The organism is Bradyrhizobium sp. 613_E4_N2_2, from assembly GCF_052075995.1.
GTDB lineage: Bacteria > Pseudomonadota > Alphaproteobacteria > Rhizobiales > Xanthobacteraceae > Bradyrhizobium > Bradyrhizobium barranii.
The window spans coordinates 6,375,119-6,395,562 of record NZ_CP197234.1 but is presented as its reverse complement, the minus strand read 5'-3'; the positions used below and the strand labels follow the sequence as shown (position 1 = coordinate 6,395,562).

Annotated in this window: 18 protein-coding genes; 13 read left to right on the top strand and 5 right to left on the bottom strand. The window is 63.8% G+C overall.

All coding sequences use genetic code 11. The features are described from left to right. Nucleotides 1-36: 36 nt before the first annotated feature. The 4 genes from AB7290_RS30530 to AB7290_RS30515 all read left to right on the top strand — a co-directional run bounded on the left by AB7290_RS30530 (nt 37) and on the right by AB7290_RS30515 (nt 3,214). The gene (locus AB7290_RS30530; protein WP_071915580.1) at nt 37-249 is read left to right on the top strand and encodes a hypothetical protein; all 213 of its coding nucleotides are present in this window, start codon (nt 37-39) and stop codon (nt 247-249) included. Nucleotides 250-581: 332 nt separating this feature from the next. Continuing rightward, nucleotides 582-1,781: a polysaccharide biosynthesis/export family protein gene (locus AB7290_RS30525; RefSeq protein WP_223153637.1), complete on the top strand. Its 1,200-nt coding sequence runs from the start codon at nt 582-584 to the stop codon at nt 1,779-1,781. Nucleotides 1,782-1,841: 60 nt separating this feature from the next. Further along, entirely contained in the window at nt 1,842-2,360 is a 519-nt protein-coding gene (locus tag AB7290_RS30520) for a hypothetical protein (RefSeq protein WP_354114732.1), read from the top strand. After that, nucleotides 2,360-3,214, top strand: coding sequence for a lytic transglycosylase domain-containing protein (locus AB7290_RS30515; RefSeq protein WP_085402774.1), 855 nt, complete (start codon nt 2,360-2,362; stop codon nt 3,212-3,214). Before AB7290_RS30520 ends, AB7290_RS30515 begins: the two co-directional genes overlap by 1 nt. Before the next feature lie 48 nt (nt 3,215-3,262). Here the strand turns inward: AB7290_RS30515 and AB7290_RS30510 are convergent, their stop codons facing one another. Together AB7290_RS30510 and AB7290_RS30505 are read right to left on the bottom strand one after the other, a co-directional pair. Next, a complete protein-coding gene (locus AB7290_RS30510) occupies nt 3,263-3,496 on the bottom strand; it encodes a FecR/PupR family sigma factor regulator (protein WP_354114731.1) in 234 nt (77 codons plus the stop codon). Further along, on the bottom strand, nt 3,477-4,265 hold the full coding sequence (locus AB7290_RS30505; RefSeq protein ID WP_434057409.1) for an RNA polymerase sigma factor: 789 nt from the start codon (nt 4,263-4,265) through the stop codon (nt 3,477-3,479). Before AB7290_RS30505 ends, AB7290_RS30510 begins: the two co-directional genes overlap by 20 nt. A gap of 178 nt (nt 4,266-4,443) precedes the next feature. On the opposite strand from AB7290_RS30505, the gene AB7290_RS30500 reads away from it, so the two are divergent. The 9 genes from AB7290_RS30500 to AB7290_RS30460 all read left to right on the top strand — a co-directional run bounded on the left by AB7290_RS30500 (nt 4,444) and on the right by AB7290_RS30460 (nt 15,107). Then, nucleotides 4,444-6,237 carry a ShlB/FhaC/HecB family hemolysin secretion/activation protein gene (locus AB7290_RS30500; RefSeq protein WP_245344179.1) on the top strand — a complete coding sequence of 598 codons (1,794 nt, stop codon included), beginning with the start codon at nt 4,444-4,446 and terminating at the stop codon, nt 6,235-6,237. Further along, nucleotides 6,238-8,178 carry a DUF2341 domain-containing protein gene (locus AB7290_RS30495; RefSeq protein ID WP_085402777.1) on the top strand — a complete coding sequence of 647 codons (1,941 nt, stop codon included), beginning with the start codon at nt 6,238-6,240 and terminating at the stop codon, nt 8,176-8,178. It abuts the gene before it with no gap. 4 nt (nt 8,179-8,182) lie between these two features. After that, entirely contained in the window at nt 8,183-8,587 is a 405-nt protein-coding gene (locus tag AB7290_RS30490; protein ID WP_027534659.1) for an ExbD/TolR family protein, read from the top strand. Nucleotides 8,588-8,596: 9 nt separating this feature from the next. Then, nucleotides 8,597-9,316 (top strand): TonB C-terminal domain-containing protein, encoded by a 720-nt coding sequence (locus tag AB7290_RS30485; RefSeq protein ID WP_247308523.1) that lies wholly within the window; start codon nt 8,597-8,599, stop codon nt 9,314-9,316. Nucleotides 9,317-9,368: 52 nt separating this feature from the next. After that, nucleotides 9,369-11,186, top strand: coding sequence for a putative porin (locus AB7290_RS30480; protein ID WP_085402779.1), 1,818 nt, complete (start codon nt 9,369-9,371; stop codon nt 11,184-11,186). Nucleotides 11,187-11,188: 2 nt separating this feature from the next. After that, nucleotides 11,189-11,782, top strand: a complete 594-nt coding sequence (locus AB7290_RS30475) for a hypothetical protein (protein WP_085402780.1) — start codon at nt 11,189-11,191, stop codon at nt 11,780-11,782. Beyond that, nucleotides 11,779-12,819, top strand: coding sequence for a peptidylprolyl isomerase (locus AB7290_RS30470; protein WP_085402781.1), 1,041 nt, complete (start codon nt 11,779-11,781; stop codon nt 12,817-12,819). The genes AB7290_RS30475 and AB7290_RS30470 overlap by 4 nt, the downstream gene beginning before the upstream one ends. A gap of 208 nt (nt 12,820-13,027) precedes the next feature. Beyond that, nucleotides 13,028-14,479, top strand: a complete 1,452-nt coding sequence (locus AB7290_RS30465) for an undecaprenyl-phosphate glucose phosphotransferase (RefSeq protein ID WP_161495880.1) — start codon at nt 13,028-13,030, stop codon at nt 14,477-14,479. A 265-nt stretch (nt 14,480-14,744) separates the two neighbouring features. Beyond that, on the top strand, nt 14,745-15,107 hold the full coding sequence (locus tag AB7290_RS30460; protein WP_085402783.1) for a helix-turn-helix domain-containing protein: 363 nt from the start codon (nt 14,745-14,747) through the stop codon (nt 15,105-15,107). A 30-nt stretch (nt 15,108-15,137) separates the two neighbouring features. On the opposite strand, the gene fcl is transcribed toward AB7290_RS30460, so the two are convergent. The 3 genes from fcl to AB7290_RS30445 form a co-directional block, all read right to left on the bottom strand. Continuing rightward, nucleotides 15,138-16,115 (bottom strand): GDP-L-fucose synthase, encoded by a 978-nt coding sequence (gene fcl, locus AB7290_RS30455; protein ID WP_439037249.1) that lies wholly within the window; start codon nt 16,113-16,115, stop codon nt 15,138-15,140. After that, the gene (gene gmd / locus AB7290_RS30450) at nt 16,096-17,166 is read right to left on the bottom strand and encodes a GDP-mannose 4,6-dehydratase (RefSeq protein ID WP_085400598.1); all 1,071 of its coding nucleotides are present in this window, start codon (nt 17,164-17,166) and stop codon (nt 16,096-16,098) included. Before gmd ends, fcl begins: the two co-directional genes overlap by 20 nt. A 68-nt stretch (nt 17,167-17,234) precedes the next feature. Further along, nucleotides 17,235-19,544 (bottom strand): polysaccharide biosynthesis tyrosine autokinase, encoded by a 2,310-nt coding sequence (locus AB7290_RS30445; RefSeq protein WP_201266163.1) that lies wholly within the window; start codon nt 19,542-19,544, stop codon nt 17,235-17,237. Nucleotides 19,545-20,444 lie beyond the last annotated feature (900 nt).

The following is a 20,444-nucleotide window of genomic DNA, read 5'->3' as shown; positions in this document are numbered from 1 at the left end:
GACGGCCTGTCTGTAATTTTGTTTTTGGGGGTTGAAATGCGCGCGACGAATCCGACCGAACCGGTCTGCTCCGAGTCCGCGCTGCCTAGATTGAAGGCCAACGTCTACGATCTTGGTCTGAAACAGGACGAGGACGGCCGGCTTCGCCGCATCAGAGATCTCGAGCACGAGAATGCATTGTTGATGCGTATGGTCTCCGAAACCCAGATCGAGCTCGCGCGCCTGCGCGAGCTGTTGTCCTCGAACTGATGTGATCCGGGGCTTTTCGGCCGCCGGGCGCCGCGTCTTCGCCGATTTGAGCAATCGATGCACCCGAGCGACAGTTGCGGGGCGTTGAAACGTTCGGTTGACCGATTCCGTCGGGTTCATCGGCCGCGCGCGAAACGCGCGGCGGCGTCCGCGGGATTTGTCCCTGAAGTCTCGTCGGATGCCGTGCTCGTTTTCGCAGATGCGTTGCGCCGAGCGTCTACTCAGCAGGAACCGCACATCACCTGCGCCCGCGGCGCGGGAGGCATGCTCCGCCGCGAGGCGTCCCGCAAGCCGGTCCAGGTGTGCGTCAGCTTGGTGTGAAACGAACGGTCATGCGATTTTCGAAGTTCTTGTTGATCGCATGCTGCCTGATCTCGTCGGCCGTGCTCGGCGGCTGTGGGTTCATTCCGATGTCAGGACCGGCAAGCCTCGACATCAGGAACGAGAACACGACGGTGCTGCCCTTTGCCGTGGTCAAGCTCAATCCCGAGGTCCTGCAGGTGCTCGAGAAATACGAGCCAAACGGACTATCCGGAAATCTTGCGGACACGCGTCCGCCCTCGAGCATCAAGTTCGGCATAGGCGACGTCATCAGCGTCACGATCTTCGAGGCCGCGGCGGGCGGGCTCTATGTGCCGCTGGAAGCCGGCGTGCGCCCGGGTAATTTCGTGAATCTGCCCGATCAGGCCGTCGACAACGACGGGAACATCACGGTGCCCTATGCCGGCCGGATCCGCGCCGCGGGCCGCACCAATGTGCAGGTTCAGGAAGACATTCTTGCGCAGATCAAGAAACGCGCGATCGACCCGCAGGTCGTGGTGACATCCAGCCAGCAGCGCTCCTCGCTCGTCAGCGTGTTCGGCGAGGTCAGGACGCCGGTGCGTTTCCCCATGCCGTCGGCTGGCGCGCAGGACCGCATCACCGACGCGATCACGCGGGCGGGCGGCATCAGCGGCGCCGGCTGGGAGACGTGGGTCGTGCTGGAGCGCGGCGGAAAGCGCGCCACGGTGCCGTTCGGCAATCTGGTCTATTTCCCGGCTAGCAACGCCTTCGTGCAGCCTGGAGACCGCCTTTATCTCTACCGTGAGCCGATGAAATTCATCGCGTTCGGCGCCACCGGCCAGCAGGGCGAGTTCAATTTCGATGCCTGGCGGATCAACCTGACGCAAGCGGTCGCGAAGGCGCGCGGCCTGCTCGACCTCCAGGCCGATCCGGCATCGGTCTTCCTGTATCGCCGCGAGCCGCGCGAGGTGGCGCAGCGCCTCGGCGTCGACTGCTCCAGGTTCGACGGCGATTCCGTGCCGATCGTCTTCAACGTCAACTTCCAGGATCCGGCCGGATATTTCATCGCCACCAAGCTATCGATGCGTCCGTTCGACGTGCTCTACGCCGCCAACGCGGCGCAAGTGGATGTCACGAAGGTTCTGACCTTCATCAACACGGCGCTCGTGACCGCAGAGAGCGGAGTGAGCCTCGTCAACAACATCCGCTTCCCGGGGCCGACATCCTCGACGACCACCGTCCTGCAGTGAAGCCGGGCCGGGCATTCTGATGATGGAGGCGGAGGAGGCATCTTGACGGCGGGTCCGCAAATGTTATTCATCGTGCAGGATCCGATCCGACGATATCAAATTATGTTAATGCTCGCCCGCGGCCCGGCCAACGAACCTGCCGGCTGGTGGAGGAACAGGGCTATGAGCCGAGCTTTGCATTGGTCCGCGCGTACGGGGGGCCGCGCTCTCGCGGCCGGTCTCGTCGCGCTCGCGGCGGCGGGAGGTGCGGGGGCGCAATCCGCCAATCAGGGCAATCCACCGGTAGAGCGGCAGGGCACAATCATCGGCGGGCAGGGGACGAAGCCCACATACGAGCGCTGCGTCGATGTGCAGATCGGAAACGAGAGCGCGTTCGGTTGCATCAATCAGCAGCTCAAGCGCGAGGTCAACAAGGTCAATCCTTCGCTCAACCTGCCACCGGTCGACGCGCGCTCGTCCGATGTCCGTGTCGGCAACCCGAACGAGGCGGCCGTTCGCCAGCAATATGGCTCAAATTACGGTCGTTCGGCCGTTCCCTTTCGGCCATCCGCTCCCACCATCGTGCCGCCGCACCGCTGATGCCTAGATCCACTTCACACCTGCAAGCCAGTCGAAGCATACGCCGGTCGTGGCGGGTCGCGACGCTGTGCCTGCTGATCGTCGCGAGCGGCGAGGGGCGCGCCCAGGAGCACGACGAGCGCAGCAAGGCCGAAATCGGCCGCGTCGCGGCTTCCGTGGACGATGCGGATGATGGCGCAGTGGAGCCTTTGGCGCTCGAGCCGTTTGCGCCGCGCCCGCTTACCGCCGCCGATTTTCCTCCCGCAAATCCGCTGCTTGCCAATTTCACGTACCGCACGAGCGCCATGTTCGGCCGCGACTGGCGCGCCGGCCGTGCCGAGTACCGGCAACTGGTCGAGCGCGAAGCGCTGGCTTTCGGCCTGCCGCCCGCGCTGGTCGATGCGGTGATGGCGGTCGAGAGCCGATACAATCCCGCCGTGGTCGGCATGGACGGCGAAGTCGGGTTGATGCAGGTGATGCTGCCGACTGCACGGATGATGGGTTTTACCGGGACGCCGGCTGAGCTGGCTTCGCCCGAGGTCAACGTGCATTACGGCGTCCGCTATCTCGCCGGTGCCTGGCGCCGGGCCAACGGCGATCTCTGCACCGCTACGATGAAATATCGCGCTGGCCATGGCGAGACGCGATTCTCGTATCTGTCGGTCGAGTATTGCACACGCGTCCGCGCGCATCTGGCCGCCAACGGCGTCGCCGTCACCGGCTCCGTTCCACCACCGACGTTCGGACGGACTTCGGCAAGCAGCGCGCCCGCACGTGGTCGCGTCCTGACGGGCGGGAGCACGATCAATTTCGCTGCTCTGAACACGCGCCTGCGCAGCGTAGCCGACCGCAAGACGCCGTCTGATTTGCATTGACAGGCTGCAGGAGCAGGAACCTGCGGCTCGCAGGTCAGGCCTGAGGCATTAGGTGCGCGCTTTGCCCTTCGATGCGCGCCGCCGCCGGCTTGCCGGCGCGGGACGGCCGGTTGCAAGCGCCTGGCCGATGGCGCGCCAGCACTTTACCGCATCGCGGAAAGCATTTTCATGGGCGGAACTTCGCCCGCGCCAGTCCATAAGCTGTTCGGCATCTGCAAGCGTCGCCTCGCCCGACTTGAGGCGCATGATCCATGAAAGGGCTTCACGGATTAAGGGATCCAAGTGATCGACCTGATGGCTTCGCTTCGTCACGATCCAGCGCTTTCCCGCACACGCCGGGCGTGAGCGGATGCTCGCGATCGGCATATCTATGTACGTAAGACGAAGCTGGACGCTGAAAACCGAATTTGGTCCGCACGGGACGTTTGAGACGATCAGCGCAATGCTCGACTGCCTGCTTGAGGTCGGTCTCGACAGTGCGGACGGTGACGCCGAGAAGGGCCGCGATCTCTCGGTTCGGCATGCCGTCGATGCGCGAGAGCATCAGCACGCGTCGGCGGCGCTCGGGAAGCTCGGCGATTGCGTGCCTGAGCAGATTGACCTCGGAGCGATCCTCGATCACGCGCGCGGCGTCGGGCCGGTCGTCGGGAATTTCGAGCAGGGCATCGACCTCGTCGACGGTGAGGCGGCGCTTCTCGGCGCGGCGGCGGTCCGCAGCGATATTGAGCGCGATGCGGAATAAATAAGCCTTCGGGCTGCGCACCGGCCCAAGCTCGCGCATGCCTTCGAGACGAAGGTAGGTTTCGTTGAGCGCTTCCGAAGCAAGGTCCGAGGAGCCCAGTCGGCGCGTCAACCTGCGATCGAAGTCGACATACTCTGCGAGCAGAAGCGTCCGCAAGCTGCTGATGCTGTCGATGGTCATGCTACGCCCCACTTCACTCAGTCCCCAATTTGTGGCCGGACGGTAGTAAGGCCGCACAACGGTAATGTGACGAATTGTTATCGAGTAACAGGCATCGAGTGATAGTGGCGTTATGTTGCGTGAAATCATCACACGAACGATCGAGCGGTGTCGCGAGCATCGTAAAAAAGTTTTCGCTGCGCCTGCGCGCGCAACGTCTATCGGATAAGGCCCTCGCAGACCGGCGTCTCGGTCGGTTTCGGGCTGTCCGAAGGACGCTGCGGTCGCCGAAGGGCGTCTGCAATGCGAGCATGATATCGAGGCTGAGGTGAATTCGCGTCGTCTGTATCATAATGGCGCGCGCCGTCATGCGCCGCCGCCGCTGCGCGCTGTGCGGAGTGGTCGGTCTGATGCGGCATGTGCCTCGCGTCTCGCCATCTGCGGCCTGATCATCTGCGCGATCTGCACGAAGCCGGCCGCGGCGAAATCCGAGGCCGACGCGAGCAAGCCGGCTGCGGCGAAGCCTGCTGCTGCTGCGCCCGCAAACGCCAAGCCGGCCAAGAGTGAGGCGGAGGCGGCCAAGCCGGCAGCACCGGAAACCCGTTTCGATATCGACGAGTATCGTGTCGAGGGCGCGGACAATCTGCCGCAGATCGAGATCGAGGCTGCGGTCTATCCCTTCCTCGGTCCGGACAAGAGCTCGCAGGATGTCGAGAAGGCCCGCGCCGCGGTGGAGAAGGCCTATCACGACAAGGGCCTTCAGACCGTCAGCGTGGCCGTGCCGCAGCAGGATGCGCAGCGCGGCTTCGTCGTGCTCAAGGTTACCGAGAACCGGGTCGGACGCCTCCGCGTCAAGGGCTCGCGTTATTTCGACCTCGACAACGTCAAGAGCAGCGCGCCATCACTGAAGGAAGGAACGCTGCCGAATTTTCAGGACGTCACGAAGGACATCGTCGCGCTGAACCGCTGGCCGGACCGGCGCGTCACGCCGGCGCTGCGAGCTGGCGTCGCGCCCGGCACCGTCGACGTCGATCTCAACATCGAGGACACGCTTCCGCTCCACGGCAGCATCGAGCTGAACAACAAGCAGAGCCCGAGCACCACACCGCTGCGCACCAGCATCTCGATGCGCTACGACAATCTCTGGCAGCTGGGTCACTCCATGACCTGGACATACCAGGTCTCGCCGATGAACCCGAAGGACGCCATGGTCGTGTCGGGGTCGTACCTGGCGCGAACCGAAATCGACTGGCTCAGCGTCCTGGTCTACGGCCTGACCTCGGACAGCTCGGTCGCGACCGTCGGCGGCTCGAACGTTGTCGGCCCCGGTCAGGTGGTCGGTGGACGTGCGGTGCTGACGCTGCCGTCCAGGGGCGAACTGTTCCACACGCTGTCCCTCGGGGTCGACTACAAGGATTTCAAGCAGTCGCTCAAGCTCGGCTCCGATGCCTTCGACTCGCCCGTGACCTATGTGCCGCTCGTCGGCACCTATGGTGCAACCTGGCAGGGCGAGGGGCGGCTCACGCAGCTCAACGCAACGATCACGGCAGGCTTGCGCGGCATCGGCTCCAGCCGCGACGAGTTCGACGCCAAGCGTTTCGACGCGACCGCGAGCTTTATCACGCTGCATGCCGACATCTCGCACACTCAGGATTTCGCCGGCGGGTTCCAGCTCTACGCAAAACTGCAGGGACAGGCGGCGGATCAGCCGCTCGTGTCCAGCGAGCAATTCAGCCTCGGCGGACAGGACACGGTGCGCGGTTATCTCGAATCCGAGGTGATCGGCGATTACGGCGTCGCCGGGACGCTGGAGCTGCGCACGCCCAATCTCGCACAATATCTCGAGCAGAAGCTGCCCAATCCGCTCGGCGAATCCATCAAGTACAACGCCTTCGACGATGTTCGTTTCTTCGCTTTCGCTGACGGCGGCAATACCAGAATCCACAAGCCGCTCATCGATCAGGAATCGCATTTCGACCTCGCAAGCTACGGAGTCGGCATGCGTATGAAAACCCTTCGCTACCTCAACAGCATTGTTTTCGTCGGTATGCCGCTGACCAGCCAGCAGGTCACCGTCGCCAATCATCCACGGTTCAGCTTTCGGGTCTGGGGAGAATTCTAGATGTCGCTCCTTCGCTTTGGATCACGCCCCGGACTTCGCCTGAGCGCGCCGGTGATGCTCGCCTTCGTCTTCCTCGCCGCGCTGTGGCCGTCGCCCGCGGCGGCGTGGTGGAACGATCAGTGGACGCTGCGCAAGAAGATCACGATCGACACCGGTCCGTCCGGCGCAGGGATCAGCGATGCCATCGGCACCACGCCGATTCTCGTGCGTCTGCATGTCGGCAATTTTCGCTTCGGTGGGGCGAAGGAGGACGGCGGCGACCTTCGCTTCGTTGCCGGCGACGACAAGACGCCGCTCAAGCACCATGTCGAGAAATACGACTCGCTGCTCGGCGAAGCGCTGGTCTGGGTCGGCGTTCCCGACCTGAAGCCGGGGACCAAGAACGACATCTGGCTCTACTACGGAAACCAGAAGGCGCCGACCGCGGTCGACGCGAAGGGCACCTACGATCCCGACACCCTGCTGGTCTATCATTTCAACGATCGCTCGACGCCGGCGCAGGACATCACCGCCTGGGCGAACACCGCCCAGAACGCGGTCCCGGCTGCTGACGGCGCCATCATCGGGCAGGGCGCGCGCCTCGACGGGCAGACTGCGCTTACGCTTCCCGGCTCGCCCTCGCTCGTGACCGCGGAAGGCGGCGAACTGAGCTGGTCGCTTTGGATCAAGATGACTGCGGTGCAGCCGGGCGCAGTGTTGTTCTCTCGTAGCGAGGGCGCGAACGGGCTGACGGTTGGGCTGGACAACGGTGTGGCGTTCGTGGAGGTCACGAGCGGCGGCAATACGCAGCGTGCCGCCGGCGGGGCGGCGATCGCGGCCGGGACCTGGCACCAGGTCGCATTCACGGCGAAGGGCGCCCAGATCATCCTTTACGTCGACGGCAGCCAGGTCGCGACGCTTGCTGCGGCCCTGCCCACCATGACCGGCGTGTCGCAACTCGGTCGCGCCGCTGCCGCGGCAGCTCCCGCCGCGGATGCAGCCGCGCCCGCGGCTGACGCGGCCCAGGCGACGGCGCCCGCGGCCGCGCCTTCTGGCTCTGCCGCCGGCTTTGCCGGTGACGTCGACGAGCTTGCGATCGCGAAGGTCGCGCGCTCGGCCGGTTTCATCAAGCTCTCGGCGGTCGGGCAGGGGCCCGACCAGGCCAAGCTGATCTCGTTCAGCGTCGACGAGGAGAATGCGGGCTGGTTCAGCGGCGGCTATTTCGGCGTGATCCTGCGCTCGGTGACGCTCGATGGCTGGGTCGTCATCGGCCTGCTCGGGATCATGGCGTTGATCAGCTGGTACGTCATGGTCGATCGCATCTCGTATCTGAACCGCGTCTCGGCCGGCAACACGATCTTCCTCAAGCATTTTCGCGAGACCTCGACCGACATCGGCGGGCTGCTCCAGCTCGACAGCCAGGAGAATGATCCCGGCTTCGGGGGCGAGCTCGGCAAGAAGCAGCGCAAGGTGGTCCATGCCGCGCCGCTCTACCGCCTGTTCGCGGCCGGTGCGCAGGAGATCCGGCGCCGCTTTGCGGGCGGCGGTTACCGCCGGCTGTCGCCGCAGGCAATCCAGTCGATCCGCGCCGTGCTCGACAGCGGCTTCGTGCGGGAGAGCCAGCGCCTCAATCGCCTGATGGTGATGTTGACGATCGCGATCTCGGGCGGCCCGTTCCTCGGCCTGCTCGGCACAGTGGTCGGCGTCATGATCACTTTCGCGGCGATCGCAGCCAGCGGCGACGTCAACGTCAATGCGATTGCACCGGGTATCGCGGCCGCGCTGGTCGCCACCGTCGCAGGCCTCGGCGTCGCGATCCCCTCGCTGTTTGCCTACAACTACCTGACCATCCGCATCAAGGATGTCAGCAGCGAGATGCAGGTCTTCGTCGATGAGTTCATCACGCGGATCGCTGAGTCCTACGAATTGCCGGAAGAGCCGGTGAAGCAGGCGGCGGAGTGAACCCATGCAAGTCCAGTCCGAAAGCAAACCGTACGACGACATCAACATCACGCCGATGCTCGATCTCGCCTACGTGCTTCTGGTGATCTTCATCATCATGACCACGGCGACCGTGCAGGGCATGAAGGTGAACCTGCCGAAGGCGAGCGCGGCGCCGAGCCTCGCACAGCAGACCACCAAGGCGATCACGGTCGCCAACGACGGCAAGCTGTTCCTCGACACCATTCCCGTGACGCTGCCCGAGCTCGAGCAGCGACTGGTGCAGCAGCGTGCGCTGACGCCCGAATTCCCGATCGTCGTGCGCGGCGACAGCCAGACCCAGTACCAGAACGTCGTCGACGTGCTCGATCTGCTCGGCCGCCTCAACTTCACCCAGGTCGGCATGGCGACCAAGCCGTCGGCGCGATGAGACTGGACGATGGCGTGGGACGACGACAGCAACGACGACGACGGCCCGCCGGCATGGCGGCGCTATCTGCTGCTCGGCGGTTCGGCGCTGGTCGTGATCGCGTTGGTGGCCGGCGTCGTCATCATGGTCATGAGTGGCGACAAGGATCCGCCGCGCAAGGTGAACGAGCTTCAGGTGACGATGGTGCTTCCGCCGCCGCCGCCTCCGCCACCACCGCCGCCCCCGCCCGAGCAGCAGCCGGAACAGCAGCCCGAGCAAAAGGTGATGGAGCAGACGCCGGTCAAGGATGTCGCCGAGGAGAAGCCGGTCGACATTCCAAAGGACGCGCCGCCCGATGCCGGACCGGATCCGACGCCGGGCCCGCCGGATCTCGGTCTCGGCACCGGGCCGGGCAGCGGCGGCTTTGCACAGGGCAAGGGACGCGGGGGCGGCGGAGGCGGCGGCAACAGCCGCTTCGGCTGGTACGCGAGCATGCTGCAATCGCAGATCGACGCGGGACTCCAGGCGAATGAAAAATCTCGCGACGCCGCGTTCCGCACCGTCGCCAGGGTGTGGCTCGACAATTCCGGCCGGGTCAGTCGCGTGCAGTTGTCGCCTTCGACGGGCGACAATGCGCTCGACGTGGCCATCCGGGACCAGGTGGTCGGCGGCCTGCGCGCACGCGAGCCGCCGCCGAAGGACATGCCGATGCCGATGATCATCCGCCTCACGGGCCAGAACCGGGGGTGAGTGCGGTGAGACGAGTGACTGTGAGTGAGTTGAGAGCAGAAGAGGTGATGTCATGTGGCGTGAAATGAAGACGCGAGAACTGGCAGCAACGGCAGCGGTGCTGCTTGCGTTCGCAGTCCCCGCCGCGGCGCAGGACGACGGGATGCCGCAGGGCAAGCGTCCGACCGTCTCGCGCGACGCGCCGCCTTCATCGAACGCGACGGTCAACCTGATCAATCTGCTCGTGAAGCAGGGAACGCTGAGCGAGGAACAGGCCGCAGTCCTGGTCAAGCAGGCCGACGACGAAGCCTATGTCGCCCGCCAGGCGACGCGCGATGCCGCGGCCAAGGCGGAAGGCGCGGAGAAGAAGGCGACCAGCGCCGCCGATGCGACGTCGCCGCCCGGCACCAAGCGCGTCACCTACGTGCCCGAGATCGTCAAGAAGCAGCTGCGCGAGGAGATCAGGGCCGAGGTGATGGACCGCGCTCACAAGGAGAACTGGGCGTCGCCCGGGAAATACCCCGAATGGGCGCAGCGGATCCGGTTCTACGGCGACATCCGCGCGCGGTACGAGGGAGATTATTTCCCGGCCGGGAGCGGTCCGCTTCAGAACTACAACGCCATCAATACCGGCAACCCGTTCCTCGAGGAGAACACCAACGCGCCGCTCAATCCCTACTTTCCACCGAGCTATAACACCACCCAGGACCGCAACCGCTTCCGCTTCCGCGCTCGATTGGGAGCCGACGTCGACTTGTTCGACGGGTTCAGCGCAGGCTTGAGGATCGCGACCGGCGAGAGCAGTTCACCTGTTTCGACAAATCAAACGTTCGGTGGAAACGGCGGTAACTTCTCGAAGTACGCAGTCTGGCTCGATCGCGCCTTCATCAAGTATCAGCCGATGCAAGACTTCGTCGCTTCCGTCGGCCGCTTCGACAACCCATTCTGGTCGCCAACCGATCTCGTCTGGTACAAGGATATCGGCTTCGACGGCTTTGCAATTCAGGCCAAACAGGAGGTGGCGGAGGGCTTCACGCCGTTCTTCGTTGGTGGCGCGTTTCCGGTGTTCAACACCGATCTGAACGCGGGACTTAATACGATAGACCTTTCCGGTCCTATCAAATCGGCCAGCCGTGACAAATGGCTGTTCGGTGCCCAGGGCGGGCTCGGTGCGACATTCGATCCCGAAACCAACCTGACGCTGGCGGTCGCCTATTATGATTTCACCAACGTTCGCGGACGCCTGTCGAGCCCGTGCATCGTTTATGCCGCGAGCGATGCGTGCGATACCGACTTGCTTCGGCCGCCCTTCGCGCAGAAGGGCAATACCTATATGCAGTTGCGCAATATCCCCGTCATCCTGCCGCTTAACGCCAAGGACACGGGGACGCTGAACTATCAGTATTATGGCCTTGCGAGCGACTTCCGGCCGATCGTTGCGAGCGCTCAGCTCGATTTCGCTCAGTTCAATCCGATCCACGTCATCCTCGATGCGGAATACATCTGGAACACCGCCTTCGATCGCGCAGCAGTCGCCTCCGTCGCCGTGAACAATAAGGGCTCAACGACAGACGGCAGCGCGAGCGTGTACAACGGCGGCAATCAGGGTTGGCTCGCGCGCATGACCGTCGGCAACAAGGAGATCAAGCATCTCTGGGACTGGAACGCGCATGTCGGCTACAAGTACCTCGAGTCCGACGCGATGGTTGACGCGTTCGTCGATTCCGACTTCGGCCTCGGTGGCACCAATCTCAAGGGCTATTTCATCGGCGGTAATGTCGGCCTCGGCGAGAACATCTGGGGCTCGGTGCGCTGGATGAGCGCGAACAACATCGCCGGCCTGCCGTACAAAGTCGACATCGTCCAGCTCGATCTCAACGCGAGGTTCTGATCATGCGGCTGTTGCGTCTGTCGTCAATTGCTGCACTGGCGCTCGTCGTCGCCTCGGCCGCCCATGCCGACCAGGAAAGCGATCGCTTGCGCGAGGCGCTGCGCAGCGCCACCGCGCAGGCGCGTGCCGCCGAGGATCAACGGGCCGCGGTCCAGGCCAAGCTGACCGCGGCCGAGCAGGAGCGCGACCGTCTGCGTAAGCAGATCGAGGGCTATCGCGCCCAGGTCAAGGAGGCCGAGCAGGCCTATCGCCAGGCGGTGAAGGACTTCAACGAGCGGATCGCCGAGCGCGACGATTCCCTGGAGAAATGGAAGGCCGCCTATGGTGAGGCGGCGAGCGTTGCGCGGACCAAGGACGCGGAGCGCTCCAAGTTCGAGGGCGAGGCGACGACGTGGAAGGCGAGCGCCAAGGCCTGCGAGGCCAGGAATGTCCGTCTCGTCAGGATCGCTGACGATACCGTCAAGCAATATGAGAAGATGGATCCGCTGGAGAAGGTGATCCACCACGATCCCGTGATCGGGTTCAAGCGGGTCGAGCATCAGAACGCCGCCCAGGATCTTCGCGACCAGATCATCGAACAGAAGGCCAAGCCATGACCCGGAACGTTTTCAAGCTCCTGCTGCTAGCCGGTACGCTCCACGCTGCGGCGTCATCGTCGGCACTCGCGCAGACGCGCAATCCGCCCCAGCCCGCTGTCCCGCGCGCGACACCTGCTCCGGCAGCTCCCGCGGCGGTCCAGCCGGGCCCCTCGACGCAGGACACGACAGCCGTGAAGGGCGGCGAGATCATCGCTCGGGTTGGGGACAGCGATGTCACGGCGGAAGAAGTGCGCGCGACGATCCAGCTTCTCGATGCGCGCCAGCAGGCCGCGATGGCGCGTGATCCGGCGCTGCTGAGCCAGACCGTGCGCGCGATCCTCGCCAACCGCCTGGTGCTCAAGGAGGCCGCGGCCAAGAAGTGGGACCAGCAGCCGGCCGTCGTGACGCAGCTTGCGCGCGCACGCGACACCTTGATCGTCGAGAGCTACCTGCAATCGGTCACGGCGCTCGGCGACAGCTATCCGAGCGAGGCCGACATCAAGAGCGTCTACGAGGCGAACGCCAGCGCGTTCCTTGTTCCCCGCCGCTTCCGTCTGGCCCAGATCGTGGTCAACCTCGCCAAGGACGCCGACAAGGCGGCTGAGGACACCGCGCGCAAAAAGCTCGATGACATCGTGCGGAAGATCAAGCAGCCCGGCGCGGAGTTCGGTCCGATCGCGAAGGCATCGTCCGACGATGCGGCAACCGCGGGGCGGGAAGGGGAGATCGGCTGGGTCGCCGAGCCCGACATGCGCAGCGAAATCCGTGGGCAGGTCACCGGCCTGCCGAAGTCGGGCATCGCCGATCCGATCCGGCTCGAGGACGGCTGGCACGTCCTGAAGCTGCTCGACACCGAGGCGTCGCATACGCGGCCGCTGGCGGACGTGCGAGACGCTCTCGTGCAGCGGATGAGGGCCGAGCGCATCGAGGCCAACCGCCGCGCCTATGTGGCGGAGCTCTTGAAGCAGACCCCGCCCGTGGTCAACGAGATCGCGCTGTCCAGGCTGATCGAGCCTAAACCCGACGCCAAGCCGGACGCTGCGCCGTCGCGCTAGTCGAGCAATCACCTGAAGCGCGATGACGATTCAGCCTGATCTCATCGCGCTTGAGCACACGGCGGATTGCAAATTCATGTCAGTCGGATGACGAGGCGAATGCACCGTCATCCACGGATGATGCATTGGTTAATCGACAGTAAAAGTATCATAATTATGGTACAATGCCCGTGGTATCCGGATCGCGAACCGACCCCGGGGGCGAATTGTGACCGATCTGACCAATGCGGGTGGGCCGATATCGGCGTTCGAGGGCCGATCGCGGGTCCGTCTGGCGATCCCGTTCAGCTTCATCGAGCCCTTGTTCGCGGCCGTCGACGGCTCGATCATCGTCGCAGCGGGCGCCATCGGCGGCATCGCCTATCAGCGCGCGCTTGGTGGCACCGCCGACGGTTCCTTCTATGCCGGGCTCGGTTTGGTGGCGAGTTTCGCCTATGTCCTGGTCGCGCATTTCCTCGGTCTCTACCGGTTGAACCAGCTGCTGGACGACGAGCTCGACGGCGGACGGGTCCTGGCCGGCTGGTGTCTTGCTGCTCTCGTCCTCGCGGTCGTGCTGTTTCTGTTCAAATCCGGCGGCGACGCATCGCGTGGCTCGGTCGTCTGCCTCTTCGCGATCGGCGGCGCCGGCCTTCTCGTCGCGCGCTGGCTGGGCAAACGACGCCTTCGTTCGGCGCTTGTCGCCGGCACGATCCGCGGGCGGCGTGTGGTGGTGATCGGAACCCAAGGCGAGCTGGCCCAGTTCGGAAGGAGCGACCTGCTCGCCAGATTTGGCCTGCACGAGGTCGAGCGCATCGTTTTGCCGAGGGACGAAGCGCCAAAACTCTCTGCTCCGGGGAGGCACGAAGACGAGCTGATGAAGCGCATACGGGAGGCCGCTGCCGAGGAGATCGTGCTCTCGTTGTCCTGGTCCGGTCCCCGCGACATCGAGGCCTTGCTGGACCGGTTGCGCGTCATTCCGCTTCCGGTGCGCCTGTTACCCGATCGTGCGGTGTCGACCGTGCTGCGCCACCAGACCTCGATGCCTCAACGGCTCTACATGGTGGAGGTGCAGCCGGCGCCGCTGTCGGTTCTCGATCGCCTGACCAAGCGGCTGCTCGACATCATCGTGGCGGCAACGTCCCTGGTCGTGCTGTCTCCTGCACTGATCCTGGTCGCAGTCGCGATCAAGCTGGAGTCGAAGGGGCCGGTGATCTTCCGGCAGCGCCGCCATGGCTTCAACGGCAAGCCGTTCGTGATCTACAAGCTGCGCAGCATGAGTGTCCAGGAGGACGGCGGCACGGTTGTACAGGCGACGAAGCAGGATCCGCGCGTGACCCGGGTCGGACGCCTGATCCGCCAGACCAGCATCGACGAACTGCCGCAACTGCTCAACGTGATCCAGGGCCATATGTCGATCGTCGGGCCGCGCCCGCACGCGCTGGTGCACGACTACGAATACGGCAGCATGATCGCGAACTACGCGTTCCGCCATCACGTCAAGCCGGGAATTACCGGCTGGGCGCAGGTTCAAGGCTATCGCGGGGGCACGTCGCGGCTCGAGCTCATGGAACGGAGAGTTGCACTCGACTTATGGTATATTGATAATTGGAGCCTGATATTGGATATTCATATCATGCTGAAGACGGCGTTCGAATTGATCCGGCCGCGCAACGCATATTGACCAGAGCTTCCCGGCCGCAATCGGCCTCGAAGCGGTGTCGTCGCAAAAGTTAACATTGGTACATTTGGGAATGATCTGTTCGGTGGCGCGACCGGTTGGAGCATGGGACCGCACTTTATGATGTCTTGTCGCATCGGCGGGCGCATGCGCTGACGGGTCTGCCGGCCGATAGCCGGTCTAGGATTTCTCGCCGGCCTATTGAAAACGTTCACGATTCGCGCTTACTAAGTCCGGACTGGCAAGATTCTGGCCGGAGAGGACCACGATGGTTGGCAAGAGGCATGCCTCGGAGGAGATTTCGGCCAAGCTGGCGCAAGCCAACGAACTTGCGGCCAAGGGGAAGACCCAGCGGGAAATATCGAAGGCGCTTGGCGTCAGCATCATGACCTACCACCGCTGGAAGAAGATGCCCGACTCGTCCGAGCCGGTCGGTGGTCGGCGCGGCGAGGCCGATGGCCGGCCGCTCGGTTCGTCGGACGCCAGCAGTGTGGACACAATCAAGCGGTTAGAGCTCGAAAACGCGCAATTGCGACGTCTTGTGACCGACATGCTGCTGGAAAAGCTGAAATACGAAGAGGAACTTCGGGCGCGCCAAGGCACGCGCTTGCGGCGCCCCGACAGCGGCTAGTGCCAGAACCGCCCTACGATCCCCACTCGTCTAGCGCAAGATCTCAGACAGCTGGCGTACCGCGGCTGGATGGCTCGACAGGTACGCCTCGTATGCGCGCCTCACGCCGTCCTCGAGCGAGGTCGTCGCGCGCCAGCCGAGCTTGGCGAGCCGGCTGACGTCGAGCAGCTTGCGCGGCGTTCCGTCGGGACGCGAGGTGTCGAAGCTGATCTCGCCGCCGTAACCGACGATGTCGGCTACGACCCGCGCGAACTCGGCGATGGTGATGTCCTCGCCGGTGCCGATGTTGACCAGCTCCGCGCTCGAATAGGTCTTCATCAGGTGCACGCAGGCATCCGCCATGTCGTCGACATAGAGGAACTCGCGCCGCGGCGTGCCGGTGCCCCACACGATGACGCTCTTTGCGCCTCCGACTTTTGCCTCATGGAAGCGGCGGATCAGGGCGGCGACGACGTGGCTCAATTCGGGGTGATAATTGTCGCCGGGGCCGTACAGATTGGTCGGCATCACGCTGATGAAGTCGCTGCCATACTGGCTGCGATAGGCCTCCGCCATCTTGATGCCGGCGATCTTGGCAATCGCATAGGGCTCGTTGGTCGGCTCAAGCGGGCCTGACAGCACCGAGTCCTCGCGCAGCGGCTGCGGCGCCAGCTTCGGATAGATGCAGGACGAGCCCAGGAACATCAGCTTCTCGGCGCCGTTTTGATGCGCGGCCTGGATCACGTTCGCGGCAATCGCGATGTTGTCGTAGATGAACTCGGCGCGCAGCGTGTCGTTGGCGACGATGCCGCCGACCTTGGCCGCGGCGAGGAAGATCACTTGCGGCCGCGTCCTGGCGAACCAGTCGAACACGGCGGCCTGGTTGCAGAGATCGACCTCGCGCCGGTCGACCGTGACGAGGTTGACGTCCTCCCGCGCGAGCCGGCGCACCAGTGCGGCTCCGACCATGCCGCGATGGCCGGCGACATAGACGCTCTTGCCCTTCAGCTCAAACGGTGCGTTTGCCACTGGCCGCATCCCGTTTTGCCTCCGCCAGGTCGCTCGTCATCATCTCCTCGACGAGCTGGGCAAAGCTCCGCTTCGGCGTCCAGCCGAGCACCTCGCGCGCCTTGCTGGCGTCGCCGACGAGGAGATCGACCTCGGTCGGACGGAAATAGGTCGGATCGATCTTTACCACGGTCTTGCCGCTCGCCTCATCGACGCCGGTCTCCTCGACGCCCTTGCCGCGCCATGCGATGCGGCGGCCGACATGCGCAAAGGACAGCTCGACCATCTCGCGCACCGAGCGCATCTCGCCGGTGGCGAGCACGAAGTCGTCGGGCTTGTCGGCCTGCAAGATCCTGTGCATGCCCTCGACATAGTCCCTGGCATGGCCCCAGTCGCGCTTGGCTTCGAGATTGCCGAGATAGAGCGTCTGTTCCAGCCCGACCTCGATACGCGCGACGCCACGGGTGATCTTGCGGGTCACGAAGGTCTCACCGCGGATCGGGCTCTCATGGTTGAACAGGATGCCGTTCGACGCGAACATGCCGTAGGCTTCGCGGTAGTTCACCGTGATCCAGTAGCCGTAGAGCTTGGCGACGCCGTAGGGCGAGCGCGGATAGAACGGCGTCGTCTCCTTCTGCGGGATCTCCTGCACCAGGCCGTAGAGCTCGGAGGTCGAGGCCTGGTAGAACCGCGTCTCCTTCTCCATGCCGAGGATGCGGATCGCTTCCAGGAGGCGCAGCACGCCGATGGCGTCGGCGTTGGCGGTGTATTCCGGGCTCTCGAAGCTGACGGCGACGTGGCTTTGAGCTGCGAGATTGTAGATTTCGGTCGGCCGGATCTGCTGCACCAGGCGGATCAGATTGGTCGAGTCCGTCATGTCGCCATAGTGCATCAGGAACGGCACGTTGCCGACATGCGGGTCCTGGTAGAGGTGATCGACGCGCGCGGTGTTGAACGAGGACGAGCGCCGCTTGATGCCGTGCACGACATAGCCGAGCGACAGCAAATATTCGGCGAGATAGGCGCCGTCCTGACCGGTCACGCCGGTGATGAGAGCGATCCGCTTGCTCATCCTAGGGCTCGTCCCGCCGCAGCGGGGATCCGGCGCGGCGCCCTCTCAGCATCAATTCAACGGCACCTCTAGCTGCCACTTCTGTAGTATCCATTCTGATAAACACCCGGCTGCTCAAATTTTTCGAGAACCCTCAGATCGGCCTTGTTCAGCACCACGCCAAGCAGGCGATCGTGAAGGTCCGGCTCGGCTAGCAGATGGCGCCGCACCGCCTTGATCCTGGTGCTTCCCCATTCTACCACGAACACGAAGGAGTCGATCACCGGGACGATCGCACGCACGTCGACGACGGGTGCGATCGGCGGAAGGTCGACGATAACATAATCATAGCTTTCGCGCAGTCGATCAAGCAGGGTTCGAAATCCCTGCGAGGCCAGCACTTCGTCGGAATGGACCGGAGCTTCGGTCAGCAGCAGAGGCAGCAGCGCCAGTCCCGTGGCGGCGTCTCGGCCCGTGGCCTGTGCGAGATCGATCTTGCCGCTCAGCACCTCTAGCCATCCGGCTGACGGCCGTGGCGTGAGCGAGCGGGCAAGCGTAGGATTGCGAAGGTCCGCGTCGATCAGGATCACGCGTCGACCGGCATCGGCCAACAGCGACGCAAGGTTCGAGGCAACAGTGGATTTGCCTTCGCCCGCGACGGTCGAGGTGATGCCGATCAGCCTGTTCTCGCGGATGGTGGATTCCAGCCACGCTCTCATCTTGATTGCGCGAAACGCTTCGGTGAAGACTGAGATCGGATCGTCGACTGCGCGTCGCTTCAACGGATCGATGAATGCGTAATGGGGTGTATCAGCCGCCACGTTCTCCACGGTTTGCGGCGGCGGACCCAGTCGACCGGCCTCTGCATCGAATCCGGTCGCGATCGATCGCGGAGGTGATGGTGCACGAGGTGCCTGTCCAGCCGCGAGCGGAATCACCGAAAGACAACGGACGCCCAATTCCTGTTCGGCCTGCGATCCCGTGCGGAAGACGCCGTCGACCGCCTCGCGCCAGGCTGCAATTCCAAAGCTCGCCATCAGCCCCATTGTGAGCGCGATGGCAAGGACGAATGATGCCACCGGCTTGCTCTTCTTCTTCGGCGCGACGGCTGGACTGATCACGCGTGCATCGGTGATCGGAAACGACTGCTGCTGTATCGCCTCCATATAACGCTGCAGGAAAGTGTCGTAGAGCGTGTGATATACCTTGGCCGAGCTTTCGAGCTCGGCCAATCCAAGCCGATCGCGGTTGGTGAGCTGGCCCTCGGATACCAGGCTGGCCAGCGACCGCTCCAAACTTTCTTCGCGCGTCTTGGCGATCTCGTAATCGCTCTTGTAGCTGCCAGCGATCCGTCCGAGCTCCCCGCGGATGTTTCGGCGCGTTTCCTCCATCTGGTCGCGCAGGTTGATCGCGGCCGTATGGTCCGCACCATATCTCGTCGAGATGTTGGCCTCGCGCGCAGACAGGTCGACATACTGATTGCGGAGCCGCGTAATGACCTCGTTTTTCAGGATATCTGCGACGGCGCCTTCGCTGACGTCCATTTTCCGGACTTGCTCGATCCGGTCGAGCCGGGCCTTGGCCTCGCTGGTGGCGCCGCGCGCGGCGGCGAGCTGGCTGTTCAGTTCGAACAGCTGTTGTTCGCCGATGAGCCGGCTCGCGCTGCCGGCCGATACGTTCGGTCCGCCGAGGTCGACAATGTTGTTCTTTTCCTTGAACTCCAGGACCGCGCGATCGGCTGTCGCCGCCTTCGACTTCAGCTCGTTGATCCGGTCCTGCAGCCAGGCGCCCGCGCGGGTGACTGTCTGGTATTTTGCGCCGAGCTGGTCGTCGATATAGGCCTCCGCGATCGCGTTGGTGACCTTGGCCGCGGTCTCGGGGCTACGCGACGTGTATGAGATGTTCAGCGCATAAGTCTTGTCGCCGCGCGTGATGGAGCGGTGAGCCAGAAACTCATCGAGCGCCTTCTGCTCACGTTCTTCCACCGTGTTTGAGGTGACGTCCGGACGCGAGAACAGGCTCCAGCCACCGGCGAATTCCGGATCGTCGGCGAGCTTGAGGCTTCTTACAACGTCGAGTCCCAGCTTGCGCGAGGCGAGAATTTCGACCTGGGAGCCCACCTGAAGCGTGTCGAGCGGAATATCCCCCTGCGGCTGCAATTGGTTCTGCAGGACCCGCAGCGTGCTGCTGTCGATCAAAAGCGTAGCGGTCGCGGTGTATTGCGAGGGAGTGACCAGCAGATAGAGCAGGCCGATGGCTATGGCCACGGCGGGCACGATGAGAATGACCCGATACTGTCGCCGGGCCAGTCCGGACAGTTGGTCGATCAAGGCCGACATCGAGGACGAAGCTTCTTCCCGCCCACCGCTATAGTTGACGCGGGTTCTGTGCAACGGCATGTCCATCGTCGATCACATCCTCGGTGGGCGGGCGGTTGCTCGGAGCAAAAAGGCGCTACCACGACCGCAGCGAAATTCCACCTGACCGGGGCATCTCACCCTGTCTGGTCCCAAGGGCAGCGGGAGAGGCATTGATCGTCGCATAACTCTACCCAGCTAGGAGTATCTCGACTCATGGTCTTGCCATGACCGAGCCCGGCCCGCCGAGTTGTGACGCCAGCCCCCGTAACGTTGATGGCTTTCTCTAGCGAACAAATAATACACATTTGCAACAGTTTGATATGAACTGATGTAGGTGCGTCGTTCGATATGTTATGTGTTATCGCGGCGGGCGACGCCGGATGTCACGCGCCGTCGTTTCGCGTCGGCATGTCATGGAAATGGCGCATCGGCCGGGGCGGGTACCGTTCCGTGATCTCGCAAGGTTCAGTGGCTTGCGGTCCATGCCTCGCGTCTTGCCGGGCTGCGTCTCGACGCGCGGAACGACGCTATCGCACTTCAGGGTGACCTTGTATTCGCGGGCATGGTTGGACGCGCCGCTCAACGTCGGTACGTCCGCGGCGGTGCTATCGCGTTCACCGGTCCTGGCGAACGCCATTTGCGCGCCGTTTACCGTCAAGGTCAGTGAAGCGGAAGGCCACACCCGATCGCCGCTCCCGCCCATGACCAGATAGCCCCGCCGTCCGCATGAACGCTAGCTTGCAGGGATTTAACTTGGTTCCAATTGAGTGCCACTTTAACGTTCCATTCTGCTGACCAGATGCCTCGGAAGAGAGTTGCGCCAACTTGCCGCTTTTTCGCCAGAGACGGCCGGGAACTAGGCGGCAAAAGATGCGGTAACTGCTTGAAACAAAAGGGAATAAGAGAAGTTGCGATGACCGGTGATAGCACGCGCAGCGC